The sequence below is a fragment of the Methylobacterium sp. J-059 genome, from assembly GCF_022829485.1.
Taxonomy (GTDB): Bacteria; Pseudomonadota; Alphaproteobacteria; order Rhizobiales; family Beijerinckiaceae; genus Methylobacterium.
Window position 1 is genome coordinate 16,247 of sequence record NZ_JAKSYA010000181.1, and the last position, 13,639, is coordinate 29,885.

Annotated in this window: 10 protein-coding genes and 2 pseudogenes; 8 read left to right on the top strand and 4 right to left on the bottom strand. The window is 64.1% G+C overall.

Annotation, left to right across the window (positions count from 1 at the left end; translation table 11 throughout):
* The first annotated feature begins 102 nt into the window (after positions 1–102).
* From MKK55_RS27720 to MKK55_RS27730, 3 genes are all read left to right on the top strand, one after another.
* Positions 103–1,929: a glycosyltransferase 61 family protein gene (locus MKK55_RS27720; protein ID WP_243938889.1), complete on the top strand. Its 1,827-nt coding sequence runs from the start codon at positions 103–105 to the stop codon at positions 1,927–1,929.
* Positions 1,926–2,936 carry a glycosyltransferase family 2 protein gene (locus MKK55_RS27725; RefSeq protein ID WP_243938891.1) on the top strand — a complete coding sequence of 337 codons (1,011 nt, stop codon included), beginning with the start codon at positions 1,926–1,928 and terminating at the stop codon, positions 2,934–2,936. Before MKK55_RS27720 ends, MKK55_RS27725 begins: the two co-directional genes overlap by 4 nt.
* A gap of 207 nt (positions 2,937–3,143) precedes the next feature.
* The gene (locus MKK55_RS27730; RefSeq protein WP_243938893.1) at positions 3,144–3,842 is read left to right on the top strand and encodes an alpha/beta fold hydrolase; all 699 of its coding nucleotides are present in this window, start codon (positions 3,144–3,146) and stop codon (positions 3,840–3,842) included.
* Positions 3,843–4,222: 380 nt separating this feature from the next.
* On the opposite strand, the gene MKK55_RS27740 is transcribed toward MKK55_RS27730, so the two are convergent.
* Together MKK55_RS27740 and MKK55_RS27745 are read right to left on the bottom strand one after the other, a co-directional pair.
* Positions 4,223–5,557 (bottom strand): IS1182 family transposase, encoded by a 1,335-nt coding sequence (locus MKK55_RS27740; RefSeq protein WP_243938895.1) that lies wholly within the window; start codon positions 5,555–5,557, stop codon positions 4,223–4,225.
* 87 nt (positions 5,558–5,644) lie between these two features.
* Positions 5,645–6,345, bottom strand: a protein-coding gene (locus MKK55_RS27745) for an IS5 family transposase (RefSeq protein ID WP_409566138.1) whose coding sequence is annotated in 2 segments (ribosomal slippage) — positions 5,645–6,072 and positions 6,072–6,345 — 702 coding nt in all. Because the reading frame shifts where the segments join, the coding sequence is not laid out codon by codon here.
* Between the two features lie 285 nt (positions 6,346–6,630).
* On the opposite strand from MKK55_RS27745, the gene MKK55_RS27750 reads away from it, so the two are divergent.
* The gene (locus MKK55_RS27750) at positions 6,631–7,545 is read left to right on the top strand and encodes a hypothetical protein (RefSeq protein ID WP_243938897.1); all 915 of its coding nucleotides are present in this window, start codon (positions 6,631–6,633) and stop codon (positions 7,543–7,545) included.
* 91 nt (positions 7,546–7,636) lie between these two features.
* Positions 7,637–9,904, top strand: coding sequence for a glycosyltransferase family 2 protein (locus MKK55_RS27755; protein WP_243938899.1), 2,268 nt, complete (start codon positions 7,637–7,639; stop codon positions 9,902–9,904).
* A 36-nt stretch (positions 9,905–9,940) separates the two neighbouring features.
* Here MKK55_RS27755 and MKK55_RS27760 read toward each other — a convergent pair.
* Positions 9,941–10,393, bottom strand: a pseudogene (locus tag MKK55_RS27760) (DDE-type integrase/transposase/recombinase); the annotation flags it as partial.
* A gap of 199 nt (positions 10,394–10,592) precedes the next feature.
* Here MKK55_RS27760 and tnpA point away from each other — a divergent pair.
* The 3 genes and pseudogenes from tnpA to tnpC form a co-directional block, all read left to right on the top strand.
* Positions 10,593–10,907 (top strand): annotated as a pseudogene (gene tnpA, locus MKK55_RS29435) (IS66-like element accessory protein TnpA); the annotation flags it as partial.
* Positions 10,904–11,251 (top strand): IS66 family insertion sequence element accessory protein TnpB, encoded by a 348-nt coding sequence (gene tnpB, locus MKK55_RS27765; RefSeq protein WP_243938901.1) that lies wholly within the window; start codon positions 10,904–10,906, stop codon positions 11,249–11,251. The pseudogene tnpA and the gene tnpB, both read left to right, overlap by 4 nt.
* Before the next feature lie 107 nt (positions 11,252–11,358).
* The gene (tnpC, locus tag MKK55_RS27770; RefSeq protein ID WP_243938907.1) at positions 11,359–12,864 is read left to right on the top strand and encodes an IS66 family transposase; all 1,506 of its coding nucleotides are present in this window, start codon (positions 11,359–11,361) and stop codon (positions 12,862–12,864) included.
* A 63-nt stretch (positions 12,865–12,927) separates the two neighbouring features.
* Here the strand turns inward: tnpC and MKK55_RS27775 are convergent, their stop codons facing one another.
* Positions 12,928–13,311: a hypothetical protein gene (locus MKK55_RS27775; protein ID WP_243938903.1), complete on the bottom strand. Its 384-nt coding sequence runs from the start codon at positions 13,309–13,311 to the stop codon at positions 12,928–12,930.
* Between the last annotated feature and the right edge of the window lie 328 nt (positions 13,312–13,639).

Consider the following 13,639-nt stretch of genomic DNA (forward strand, 5'->3'; position numbering starts at 1 on the left):
GGTCTGTTCATTGGGGTCGTGGAACGGCGCAGGCAGTCTAGCCAAACTCCAAACAATCCGTGGCGGCAGCGCGCTTCCCCACGGTCACGAGGTTTATGGTTTATGCAGAAAATGCCCGCCTCGGCACTGTCACTTGCCGCGGCCTGCAGCATCCGGGCGATACGCGGCTTTCTGCTGGGTGCTCAGAGTTTGGGAGCACGATCAGGCCGACCGAAGACGCCCATACAGCCCGAACGCCTCGCGTTTATTCGACCGCTCTTCGACGAGGCCTGGTATCTTGGGAGCCATCCCGAGGCAGCGAAGCGGGGGAATGATCCCCGCATCCACTACCTGAGCGACCCCGAAGCGCGGTACGACGTGCCGCATCCCCTCTTTGATGGTGCGTGGTACTTGGCTCAGCACCCCGACGTGGAGACTGCGGGCACGCATCCCCTCCTGCACTATCTCGAGCGCGGCGCGGCTCTCGGGTACGCACCACACCCGCTGTTCGATGGGGCCTGGTATCTCGAGCAGCATCCCGAGGTGGAGAAGGCGGGCGTGAACCCCCTCGTTCATTACCTGCGGGAGGGGGCGGGCCTGGGCTACGCGCCATCTCTCGCGTTCGACACCGCGTGGTACCTGCACAGCAATCCGGATGTTGCCGCAGCGGGTCTCAATCCGCTGGTTCACTTCGTCGTACACGGCGTTCACGAGGGTCGCCGCCCCACTCCCCTGGCCGAAGCTGCTGCCTTCGAGACGCTCGCGCGGTCCGGCGATGCCGTTCGAGCGATTCGCCTCCTCGACTGGCGTCAGCACCTTCTCCCCGAGGACGGGACCGTGCCTTACGTCGCAACGTTTCGCGGGGGACAGCTTTCGGGTGTTTCCAATCTAAGTGCGCCAGCTGTGGGAATACCCTCTGGATCGTCGGAAAGCCTCTACCACCTCGTGCCCCTGACGGATGCGACGGTCATCGGCGGAACGACATCGCTGATCGTGTCGGACTGCTTTATCCCGACGAACATGCCCGGCGCGGGAGGCGGCGAATCTGCGCTTCCCGATTATCCCGAAGCCTGGAAGGCTGGTGAGGCCTTCGTTGTCAGGTTCGGCCGGAGGAGCCGAACGTATATCCCGCGGGGTATCCATCTGACGGGTGGAGACCGAACTTTCGCCGACTTCCTTACCTCCCTCCTGCCGCGCCTGATTGCCGTCCAGTCCTGCGAACTCGATCCAGAAATCCCGCTTCTTGTAAGCGCTTTCGCGGGTGAGCGGGAGCGCGCGGCCCTCCGCCTTTTGAGCCGGTCTGAGCGAACTCTCATCCCGCTCACTGACGGCGTGGCTTACCAGACCGACCTGCTCCACTACCCGATCAGGCGAGATCGTGAAGTGCGAGATCGACGATCCGAGGCCGCTCCGCACCCCAGCGACGAGGTCGCGGCGTTGCGACAGGTCCGCGAACAGGTGCAGTCAGCCGTGACCGGGACCGCTCCAACACGGTGGCGCCGGCTCTATGTCAGGCCGACGGCTCCCCTGCAACGTTCCATCGACGACCAAGCGTTTTTCGGAGCTCTCATCGACCGGGATTTCGAAATTGTCGACATCGGCGATCTGTCGTTCGAAATTCAGGTTCGTCTTCTAGCTGCGTCTTCAATCGTGATCGTGCACGCGGGTGACGACTTTACGAATACCATCTGGTGTCGCCCCGGAACTCATATCCTCGTCATCGAGAGCGTTGAGGGCGAGGATTGGCGCAATACCCTAGTGGGATGCGTTGTTGCCGATTTGGCGGCGATCCGCACCATTCCGTCAACCTTCAGCTGCCTCCCTGACGATGCGGGGCCGCGCCAAGCCGTGAACCTCGACGCAATGACGCCAATCTTGGACGAAATGATTGCAGCACTCAAGCTCCCGCGAGCGCGTGTCGACGATCGAAATCGCCATCCTCTATCATGAGTAAGCCATCGCCGATCGTCAGCTTCATCGTGACGTTCTATCAGCAGAAGGCGTTTATCGGTCAAACGATCCGAAGCGCGCTGAATCAGAAATTAGACAGCATTGAAGTCATTGTTGTCGATGACGGCTCGACGGATGGCGGTGCCGAACTCGTGAAGGAAATTCGTGATCCAAGACTGAGGCTGATCGTTCAGGACAATTGTGGTCCAAGCCTAGCCGCGAACGCTGGGATCAACGCGGCTCGGGGCGAGTACATTGCCCTCTTGGGTGGTGACGACATCGCCCTACCGCAGCGCGCTGTCCGTCAGTATGACCTCGTGTCGAAGGGATACGCCGATATCGTCTTCGACATTCCGCAACTCATCAACGAGAATGATATTCCTCTCGACGATTCATTTTACCCTGCGTTTTCGCAGTTCGATTTGGGCCGAAGCAACCGCGTAAGCCTGGATCATTTGTTCTTCCTCGGTAATTTCCTTTGCGCGCCTTCGGTGTTTATGCGTCGGTCCACGTTCTCGCAAGTAGGGCAGTTCAGCCCTGGCCTCATCCAGCTCCAAGACTTAGAGTATTGGATTCGTTGCCTGAAACAAGGCTTCGTTCTCAGGGTTGTCCGCGATCGGCTCACAGCCTATCGCCGCCGTGGTGCCGGGCTCAATCTCTCAGCTGCCTCAAATATGGCCCGCCTGCTGATCGAAGACGGATACATCATGCGCCACTTCTTCGACGGCATGAACCTGACCTCCCTGAAGCAGCATTTTGCCCAGCACGTTCCCTTTCATTTCACCGACACACCCACGGATATCGCCCTCGCAAAAGCCCTGATCTATCTCCACCACGGCCGTCGGACAGTGTCGAATATCGCCTTCGAAATCCTGATCGATGGCTTGCAGAGAGACCCCTTGGTGCAGGAAAGGGCCGCCTCCGTCGGATTGACGATGCCTGTCATCTTCAGCGAAATGCTTCGAGGGGGCGATCCTTCGGGTTCAGGCCGCTCTCGGCCAGCATAGGCCGCCGATCCTGCTTCTTGATAAGCTTTTCCATTTTGACTTGCATAAACTTTTAGACGAAGATCATCTTGAACCAGGCGTATTTACTCGGATTTATTGAAAATCACTTCTCGGACAGGCTGCTGAATTACTTGGTTGCGTTCCCGAGTAAAACTCTGTTTGTTCCGGCAACGCTTACGTCCCGGCAGGCTCTGCGGTACACAAACGATGGATGTTGTTCTAATCCCCGGCTTCATGGCGGATGCATCGCTCTGGGACGATATGTTGCCGGGGCTCAAAACGCTCGGATCAATCATGCACGGCGACACTACCGCCTACGCGAGGATCGCCGACATGGCGCGAGACATCCTGTCCGGAGCGCCGGAGCGGTTCGCCCTGATCGGCTTCTCGATGGGCGGCTATGTCGCCCGGGAAATCGCCCGCATGGCTCCAGGACGCGTCCTGGCACTCGTGCTGGTTGCGACGTCGGCGCGTGCGGACACGCCAGAGCAGACGCGACGCAAAGCTGTGGCCGTGAAAATGGCGGACTCGAAGCGCTTCACCGGTTTTAGTCGCCCCGGTGTCCTGATCTCGCTGCACCCGGATCGCGCGACGGATGACGAGCTCATCGAGCGTGTGAGGGCCATGAGTGAACGGGTCGGAGGCGACGTCTTCCGACGTCACACCCAGCAGTTTCAGGAGACCGATTTATCGCGCCTCGGCGCGATCCGGTGTCCGACCCTGATCGTTGCGGGTGACCGGGATGCACTGCGTAGCCGGCAAGAGGCTGAGGAACTCTGTGCGGGGATCAGCGGCTCCGAACTCGTGCATATCGAGAACGCGGGCCACATGATCCCGATGGAACAGCCAACCGCGCTCGTTGAAGCGATTGTCCCCTGGCTCCAGGCACAGGCATTGCCGAAGTAGTTGTTGCTCTTCGTGGGCATGCTGCTGCCAGAGGCGTCGTCCTAAGCTTGACTTTGGCCAATTAGACGGCTTGACAGTGACCTGCCCCAATTGGGTGGCCCAGGTACAAAGTTAGCGCATCGTCGGTCGCGTTACAATCGAAGGGCGAGCGGTCAGCAATGATCCGCTCGGTTCGGTTGGCCAGATGACGACCGCTGGTGCAGGTGGCTGATAGCCGAGCAACGAGGGCGGCCGGAGGGTGTTGTAGTGCTTCCGCGATTGCTCGATGACGACGCAGGCTTCCATAAGAGTGCAAAACAGCTAGGAGCCCGTCCGAGTAACGAGTTCACGAGGTGGGATGAGCGTCGAAGTCTGGGCAGACGTGTGCGTCGGCTTTGGGCTCAGTGCCCGGCCTTCGCCAGTTTGAGGAGGTTGTGGGCGGTGCAGATCATTGCCCATTCGCCCCGGACCTGATCGAGGCCGCGGAGCAGGAACTGTCGGAAGCCCCGGGCCGGCTTGATCTGCCCGAACACCGGCTGGACGACCTGCTTCCTGAGGCGGTAGCGGCTGCGGCGGCCAGCCCGCTTCAGGCGCACAGCCATCGCGCTCATCAACGGCATCTTCGTCAGCCTTCTGCGGCCGGCCGCGTCCGCCTCGCCATGACGCGCCCGACCCGGAGCCAGGTAGGCGGTGATCCGCCGCTCCTGCAGCGCGACGAGGTTCGCTTCGTTGGCAAAGCCGGCATCGCCGGAGAGCTCTCGCGGCTTGCGCCCGAGATGAGCGTGGACGTCGTCCACGAGCGGCACGAGGGCGCGGGAGTCGGCCGAGTTGGTCACGAGGCGGTGCGCGACGATCACCTGATGCGCGGCATCGACGGCGATCTGCCCGTTGTAGCCCTGCACGAACCCGTCGCGGGTGGGCAGGATGCGGCTGTCCGGGTCGGTGAAGTTGCGCTGTGCCCGGTCGGGCGGACCGCCGTCCTCACCGCGCAGAGGCCGCCCCTGCCAACGCATGCCCGAGGATGCACCCGGCCCGCTCTCGTCCTCGGGGTTGGGCGGGTCGACCGCTTCCGCCTCCAGCGCAGCCTTGGCGGCACGGATCGTCTCCAGCCGTCGCTGCTTGTCGGCCATCCAATCCGGCGTCTCGTCCCCACGACGGGTCGCACCCTGCGCCTCATCCTCGGCCACGTCCGCCTCGCGCGCTTGCTCCAGCCAGGCGTCGACCTCGTCGGCCAGCGTCGGCTCGGCCGTCTTCATGCGTCCGTAGCTCATCGCCTTGTGGCGGGAGGCGTTGGCCTTCACCTTGGTCCCGTCCACCGCCACGTGGGCGAACTGGACCAAACCAGCCGCCCGGCACAGGCGCAGCACCTGCACGAACAGGTCGGACAGGGCCACGAGGTGGCGCTTGCGGAAGTCGGCGATGGTTCGGAAGTCCGGCCGGTTCAGCCCGATCACCGCCATGACGTCGACCCGCTCCTCGCAGGCCCGGGCGAGCTGACGCGAGGAGTACAGGCCGCGGCTGTAGCCGTAGAGCAGGAGCGCTACCATCATGCCCGGATGGTAGGGCGGGTAGCCGCGCTCTTCGCTGTAGGTGTCGAGGATGGCCGAAAGATCGAGCGCTTCCCGCACCGTGTCGCGGACGAAGTGCGCCATGTGCCCGGGCGGCACGAACTCATGCAGCGAGGGCGGCAGCAGCCAGCCCTGATCCACATCCCAGGAGCGAAACACCTTGGCCATGAGCCGAGTGAATCACCCCCAGGCCCCGCCGTCGAGAGGTTTACTCGGACGGGCTCCTAGGGTGTGATGAGGGCTCAACTATTTGACCTAGATGAGGGTGGCGGCGAGGGTGAGGAAGCCCACGAAGTTGACGAGGAGTTTGTCGTAGCGGGTCGCCAAGCGTCGGAACTGCTTGAGCTTGGCAAAGCAGCGCTCGATCAGGTTGCGCTTCTTGTAGAGATGCCGGTCATAAGTGTGCGGCCGGCGCCGCTTGGGCCGAGATGGGATGACGGGCTGGGCGCCGGCATCGAGCACCGTGTCGTGGAACTGTTCGGCATCGTAGGCGCGGTCGGCGATGACGTGACTGCAGGCGAGCCCTTCGATCAGCTCGGCGGCCCGCAGCACCTCGCCTTGCTGACCCGGGCCAGCCAGAACCCGCACGGGGTTGCCCAGAGCGTCGCAGGCGAGCTGGATCTTGGTGCTCAGGCCGCCGCGGGAGCGGCCCAGACCCTGGGCATCAGCGCCCCTTTTTCCCAGCGGGCGCCGGCAGCCTGCTGGTGGGCGCGCACGACGGTGGCGTCCACGCAGACCCATTCGAGGTCGGCCTCCGCGGCCAGCACCGCGAGGATATCGGACAGCACACCGCGGGCCATCCAGTCGTAATAGCGGCGCTTGACCGTCTCGACCTTGCCGAAGCGCTCGGGCAGGTTCTTCCAGCGCCCACCGGCCCGGGTCATCCACACCACCGCATCCAGGAACAGACGGTTGTCGGTGCGAGGGCCACGCTTGCCCTTGCAGACGCTCGGCATCAGCGGCGCCAGACGCGCCCATTGCGCGTCCGTTAGGGCATCCGGGGCGGGCGTCGCGCTCAAGGCCGCCCTCCAAAAACAGCCTTGAATCACTTCCGGCACACCACCGGAAACCCCCAAACGTTATATCCTCACCACACTCTAGGTAAGGCGGTGAAAAATCACCCTGACTCAAAAATGACGCCCGGATACATACGTCCTTAGAAGATGGCAACCGGTTGCAACCGCGCGTGGTTCGATCCTAGATGCTGCGCCCTTAGACGCCCGCTCAGCCTGGAGCTACAGATGGCGAATCTTTACCGGCTTCTCGGACGTATCGTCGAACGAGGAGTTCCTCCGCCTGAACTCGACCATGCGTTCTACAGGCTCGTGCACGATGACCTCGCGTCGATGGATGATACTACCTTAACGAAGCACTTTAAGGCCTACGGACGCAACGAGGGCCGCATTGCCAGCCCCGCGGCTCATCGCGATGGGCTCGTGGCCCTCGTCCCCAGAGACAGTGCCTTGCTGGAGATTGGTCCCTTCACCAAACCGGTTTTCCGCGGAGAAGGGGCCTTCTACTTCGATGTCCTCGAACGGGATGCTCTGGTAGAGAGGGCGCGCGCCCACGGACAGCCGACCGAGGGATGCCCCGAAATCGATTACGTTTCGCCTACGGGCGATCTTTCTGTCGTAGACAGGCAGTTTGCGAGCGTCTTCAGCAGTCACTGCATCGAACATCAACCCGACCTAGTGGCGCACCTGCAAGCGGTCGAGCAGATCCTCAATGCCGGGGGGCGCTACTTCATGATGATCCCCGACAAGCGTTACTGCTTCGATCACTTCTTGCCCGAGAGCACGTTGGCTGACGTGATGCTGGCGCACTCCGAGCGCAGACGCGTCCATACGTACCAGAATGTTCATGAGCATGCGGCGCTAACCACGCATAACGAAGCTCCCCGCCACTGGGCCGGCGATCACACAGACCCCCGTGCCCACCTCGTCGAGGAGCGTGCGGTAAAAGCACAAGCTGATTTCAGAGCGGCCGAAGGTGGATACCTCGACGTCCACGCTTGGAAATTCACGCCGGCTAGCTTTCGGAGCATTCTACAGGGCCTGGCTGCCAACGGCCTCACGTCTTTAGTTCCGGAGCGGGTTTACGACACGATACATAACAACTTTGAGTTTTCAGCGATACTAAAAAATGATAGAAAGTAAATTACTGATGCGATTTTTTAGCAACCAGACTGTTTTTGGTCCTGCATCACGCGTTGCGGGTATCCGCGACATCAAGCTCAGGAACACTGAGGTGCAACGCAGCCACTTGCAGCTCGGCATAGATTCACAGATCGAGTTCTCAATCAAACCCTTCATCGGTGCGACGTCGGTACTCGCGGAACTGCGTGTCGAAGCGGAGTGCCGTGACGAGACGCTGGCGCCGAAGCTCCACCTCGACTACGGGGCGGGCTTCGATGAGGCCGTCGCGGTCAAGATGGTGCCCAACGGTCCCAAGACCTGGGTAGCCTACATTCCCACGCCACAGATCCTGCGACGGGCCCGCCTCGACCTGATCGAGATTTCCGCTAACGTGGTCCTGCACGCGATCGTGGTACAGCGGGCTGCCCTGACCCAGGCGGTGGGGCGGCTGTTGACGGGGAAGGCCAACTACTGGAACACTGCCGCCCGCAGCAAAGTCGAGCATGGCCTCGCCCACCTCGCCCACGCCCTGCCGCGGATTGCACAGGGCGACGAAGGCCTCAACCACACCCTGCTGGCGGAGGCAATCGCCGCCGGCTTTAACCACGTTTCGACGGAAAGCCCGCTGCAGGACAACGCCTACCTCGCCTGGATCGCCCGCCACGAGACCCTAACCCCGGACGACCGGACCTGGATGGAGGCAAGGACGGCCGCGTTCCTGTTCCGGCCGGTCTTGTCCGTCCTGATGCCGGTTTACGAGCCGCCGCTCGACCTCCTGGACGAGGCGATCGCCTCATTACAGCGTCAAACTTACCCGTATTGGGAGCTCTGCATCGCCGACGACGCCTCGCCCAGCGAGGCGGTTCGCGACCTGATCCGTCGCCGCGCGGCCGAGGATCCCCGCATCAAGCCCGTGTTCCGCGCCGAGAACGGCCACATATCCCGAACCACAAACTCCGCAGCGGCGCTGGCCACCGGGGCGTTCCTAATTCTGATGGACAATGACGACGTGATCCCCGATCACGCGCTTTTCACCGTCGCGCACGCCATCGATGCCCATCCCGGCGTCCGCATGCTTTTCTCCGATGAGGATAAAATCAGCATCAACGGCTTCCGGTGCGAACCCTACCTGAAGGGGGCGTTCGACCGCTTCCTGCTTTACGGCCACAACATGTTCAGCCATCTCGGCATCTACCAGCGCAAGCTATTCGACGAGGTCGGCGGCTTCAGACCGGGTTACGAGGGCAGCCAGGATTATGATCTCACCCTCCGGTGCATGGAGCGCTGCACTGAGGCAGAGATCGTCCACATCCCGCACGTCCTATACCACTGGCGCCAGATCCCTGGCTCGACATCGATGGGCGCTGGGGAGAAAAGCTACGCCTTCGAGGCTGCCAAGAGAGCCATCGACGACCACTTCGTCCGCATGGGCTACCCGCTGCGCTCGATTAACGCCGACGTCCCAGGCGTCGCCGCCGTCCGCACCCTCTCCCAGCCGCGGGCGGCCACCATCAGCATCGTCATCCCAACCCGGGACGGCCTCGACCTCCTGAAGCCCTGCATCGCCTCGCTGCTGACGCACCCGGACCCGCTCACCGACATCGTGATCGTCGACAACGGTTCGAAGCGCCAAGAGACGCTCACGTTCCTGGACGGCCTATCACAGGACGCCAACCGCTTCACTGTCGTGCGCGACGAAGGGGACTTCAACTTCTCCAGGCTCGTAAACATCGGCGTCTCCAAGGCGCGAGGCGAGATCGTCTGTCTCCTCAACAACGACACTGAACTCCTCTCCGCCAATCTCTACGAGCGTGCGCGGGCCTGGCTCTCGATGCCGGACGTCGGCATCGTCGGTGCTAGGTTGCTCTATCCCGACCGGACGCTCCAGCATTTTGGGGTCTACGTCGGTATCGGCGAGCACAGGGTTGCGGACCACGCCTACCTCGGCTCACCGGACCACCTGCACGCCTACTTCAGCAAAAGCCGTCTGCTCCAGCAGTTCTCGGCCGTCACCGCGGCCTGCCTGTTCGTGCGCAGAGACGACTACCTCGCAGTTGGTGGTTTCGACGAGGAGCTTGCCGTCGCGTTCAACGATGTTGATTTTTGCTTGAAAGTGCGACTCTCGGGTCTCAAGATCATCTGTGATCCCGACATCAAGTTGATCCACAAAGAATCTAAATCGCGCGGGCAGGACAAAACGCCGCCCAAGCGGGCCCGCCTCGACGTCGAAGCCGCCATTGTCCGCGAGCGCTGGGAAGGGACGGCTCTCGACGATCCGTTCTACAACCCGCGTTTCTCGCGCCAAAATCCGCGGTTCGAGCAAACCGAGACCTCCCGGCAGCTCCTGCCCTGGAAAAACGCGTACGGCAAAGGACTCTAGTAACTACCCGCGTATCTGGGCCAGATCACCGGGCGGTCAGGCTGTTGTGGCGTGTCTGACGAAGTCCGGACGGGGCGGGACGGTTGCACTGTCCGGGATGCCGAGACAGCCTCCGAGGTGGCGGCGGGTGTTGAACCAGTCGACCCATTCGAGAGTGGCGAACTCGAGGGCCTCTAATGAGCGCCACGGGCTGCGCCAGTGGATCACTCCGGTCTTGAACAGGCCGATGATCGTCTCGGCGAGAGCATTATCGTACGAGTCGCCGACGCTGCCGACGGAGGGTTCGAAAGCTGCCTCGGCGAGACGCTCGGTGTAGCGGACGCTTTCGTACTGCGACCCGCGGTCAGAATGGCAGACGAGACCGCCGCCGGCGAAGGGGTGGCGCTCGTGCAGGGCCTGCTTCAGGGCATCGAGCACGAAGTCCGCTCGGGCCGAGCGCGATACGCGCCAGCCGACGATCCGTTGGGCAAAAACGTCGACGACGAAGGCCGCTTAAACGAAGCTGCTCTAGGTCGCGACATAGGTGAAGTGTAAGCGCTCGGTGACGGCTGCCTTGTGCGGATAGGGTCTGGGTCTGGATACAGGGGATGGCGCGGGATGGCGCTGTATCGGCCCTGTGTCTGGACCTATGACGAACGCTCCTCACATCGTCGTTGCGGGAACGCGACGGACCTAGTCGCCCGAGCACAAGCGCGCGATCCTTGCCGAGGCGGAGGATCCGGCGACGACGGCCTCCGCAGTGGCGCGCCGGCACGGGCTTCATTCGGGTCTGCTGTTCCGCTGGCGCCGCGCTCTCCGGACAGAAGCATCGCCGCCACCGGTGGCGTCCCGCCCGAGCTTCGTTCCGCTCGCGCTGCCGGCTCCGCAACCTCCCGTCCGGGACGAGCCGCCCCGCCCCAGCGCCATCGAGATCGAGCTGGCCGGCGGTCATCGGCTGCGGGCCGAGGCGGGCGCGGACGTGGTGCTCCTGCAGGGTGTGATCGCGGCGTTGTTGGGACGATGATCCCGGTTCCCCCCGGCTCGCGGGTCTGGCTGGCGACCGGCCACACCGACATGCGCAAGGGCTTCGACGGGTTGGCCAGTCTCGTGCAGGATCACCTGGCGCGTGATCCGTTCTCGGGACAGGCCTTCGTCTTCCGCGGTCGGCAGGGGCACCTGATCAAGGTGCTGTGGTGGGACGGCCAGGGCCTGTGCCTGTTCGCCAAGCGCCTGGAGAGGGGTCGCTTCGTCTGGCCGGCGACGGCGGGCGCGGCTGCCGCGCTGACGCCGGCGCAGCTCGCCATGCTGCTGGAGGGCATCGACTGGCGTACCCCGGTGCGTACGGACCGGCCTCGCATCGCGGGCTGACGCGCGGGTGCCGGCAACGGGCTTGCGTGCCCTGCCAGACGGCGTAAGCTGTTGATGTGGCTCTCGATCCTGGATCACTCCCCGACGACGTCGATGCGCTCAAGCGCATGATCGTCGGCATGGCGCGGGAAGCCGTCCACGCCAACACACTCATCGAGAAGCTGCGCAGCGAACTCGCTCGTCTCAAGCGGGCGCAGTTCGGCGTCTCGTCCGAGAAGCTGAAGGCCCGCGTCGAGCAACTCGAACTCGCCATCGAGGCGCTGGAGGTCGACGAGGCCGAGCGTCTGGCTGCCGCCCCGGTCGTTGCCGACGCCGTCGAAGCCTCCCGCGTAAGACCGGCTCGGCGTCCCTTGCCCGATCACCTGCCGCGCGAGAGCGTGATCCATCCAGGCCCCTGCGCCTGCCCGTCCTGCGGTGGGGGCCTGCGTCGGATCGGCGAGGACGTGACGGAGACCCTCGATTACGTGCCCGGCCGCTTCAAGGTGGTCCGGCACGTGCGCGAGGCGTTCGCATGCCGATCCTGCGAGGGCATGGTGCAGGCGCCCGCCCCGCATCACGCCATTGCCCGTGGGCGCGCCGGAGCCGGGCTGCTGGCCCATATCGCGGTGGCCAAGTTCGACGATCACCTGCCGCTCTACCGCCAGGCCGAGATCTATGCCCGGGACGGCGTGGACCTGGCCACCTCGACCCTGTTGGGCTGGGTGGGCGCGACGGCCGCCGCCCTCTCGCCGCTGGTCGATCTGCTCCGCCAGGACGTCCTGGCGGGCTCGGAGGTCCTCGACAGTGACGACACCCCTGTCCCGGTGCTGGCGCCGGGCCTGGGCCGGACGAAGACCGGGCGGCTCTGGGTCTATGTGCGCGACGAGCGCCCCCACGGCGGCGCGCGTCCGCCGGCCGCCGTGTTCCTGGCCTCACCCGACCGCAGGGGCGAGCGGCCGCTGGCGCATCTGGCCGCGTTCCAGGGCGTGCTGCACGCCGACGGCTATGCCGGCTTCAATCGCCTCTACGAGGGCGGGCGCACCGGCGGTGCCCTGATCGAGGCGGCGTGCTGGGCCCACACCCGGCGCAAGTTCATCGACGTGCACGCCAAGACCGGCTCGGCCATCGCCGGGGAGGCGCTGGAGCGCATCGGCGCCCTCTACGCGGTCGAACGCGAGATTGCCGGCCAGCCGCCCGATGAGCGACGGCGGCGGCGACGGGATCGATCCCGCCCGCTGGCCGATGCCTTGAGAACCTGGGCCGAGACGATCCTGCCGCAGCTCTCCGGCCCCTCGGATCTGGCCAAGGCGTTCCGCTACATGCTGACCCGCTGGCGCGCGCTGACCCGGGTGTTCGACGACGGCCGGATCGGGCTCGACAACAACCCGGCCGAGCGGGCGCTTCGCGGCGTCGCCGTCGGGCGCAAGAACGATCTGTTCGCTGCCTCGGATCGGGGCGCCGAGCGGGCGGCCGCCTTCTACACCCTGATCGAGACGGCCAAGCTGAACCGCCTCGATACCGAGGCCTACCTGCGGGATGTCCTCACCCGCATCGCCGAGCATCCGGCTCGACGCCTCCGCGACCTGCTGCCGTGGAATGGGACCCCGCTTACGGGGCTCGCTCAGGCCGCCTGACCGCGAACCGCCGACCTGAGCCGCCTTCGTCAGCGGCTGAGATCCACCCCGCGTACTCCCCCGTTACTTCGTATCAGCGGCTGACCGAGCAGCCTCAGCCTCTTTGCGCTTTGCGAACCTGCGCGCGCCGACCCAAGCTTTGACGTCCTGGATCACGGTGTCGCCATGGCCATCAAAGGCCATGGCGGAGGCTGCCCGGTCGAACAGGGCATCCTCCATCATGAGGAGCATGCGGCGGCGCATACGATTGGCGCGCTCGATCTCGCCCTGCTTCTCGGCCTCATACATGGTCAGGAGGAGAACGTAGTAGGCGGCACGCGCCAGGTCGTCCCGGCGGGGTGCGTTCCTGGCCTTGCGCCGGGCGGTGCTGCTCGCCTGGGCTCTTGCGTGCTTGCGCTTCCGGCGGATCAGGATCTCGGGGAGGTCGTCGTCGGTCGCGTCGGCCATGGGTTGGGCTCCGGTGAGAGGAGCCATCAGGGTCGCCGGTGAGCTAGAAAGTTAGAAGCCCGCACGATGATCATTCTGGTGTGGACGCAGGGCGCTTTGTCGACAGCACAGGCCGATTTGGGATTGATCCTTTCCCTGTCAGCACGCCGCAGCACGACGTCGGGCCGCCGCAGCACGACGTCGTGCCGCCGCAGCACGACATCGGGCTAGAAAAGCATCCCGTCACCGCAAAACATCCAGATCGGCGCACGGTCATCCCCTCGGTCAGCCGGCCTTCAGGAAGACAACGCGACCGAAATACAACGCCGAGCCTCCACCGAGCGCTTAC

Excerpts from the sequence above, each read along its gene's own strand:
- MKK55_RS27720 (WP_243938889.1), top strand. The coding sequence starts at position 103 with ATGCAGAAAATGCCCGCCTCGGCACTGTCACTTGCCGCGGCCTGCAGC.
- MKK55_RS27725 (WP_243938891.1), top strand. The coding sequence starts at position 1,926 with ATGAGTAAGCCATCGCCGATCGTCAGCTTCATCGTGACGTTCTATCAG.
- MKK55_RS27730 (WP_243938893.1), top strand. The coding sequence starts at position 3,144 with ATGGATGTTGTTCTAATCCCCGGCTTCATGGCGGATGCATCGCTCTGG.
- MKK55_RS27740 (WP_243938895.1), bottom strand. The coding sequence starts at position 5,557 with ATGGCCAAGGTGTTTCGCTCCTGGGATGTGGATCAGGGCTGGCTGCTG.
- MKK55_RS27750 (WP_243938897.1), top strand. The coding sequence starts at position 6,631 with ATGGCGAATCTTTACCGGCTTCTCGGACGTATCGTCGAACGAGGAGTT.
- tnpB (WP_243938901.1), top strand. The coding sequence starts at position 10,904 with ATGATCCCGGTTCCCCCCGGCTCGCGGGTCTGGCTGGCGACCGGCCAC.
- tnpC (WP_243938907.1), top strand. The coding sequence starts at position 11,359 with ATGATCGTCGGCATGGCGCGGGAAGCCGTCCACGCCAACACACTCATC.
- MKK55_RS27775 (WP_243938903.1), bottom strand. The coding sequence starts at position 13,311 with ATGGCCGACGCGACCGACGACGACCTCCCCGAGATCCTGATCCGCCGG.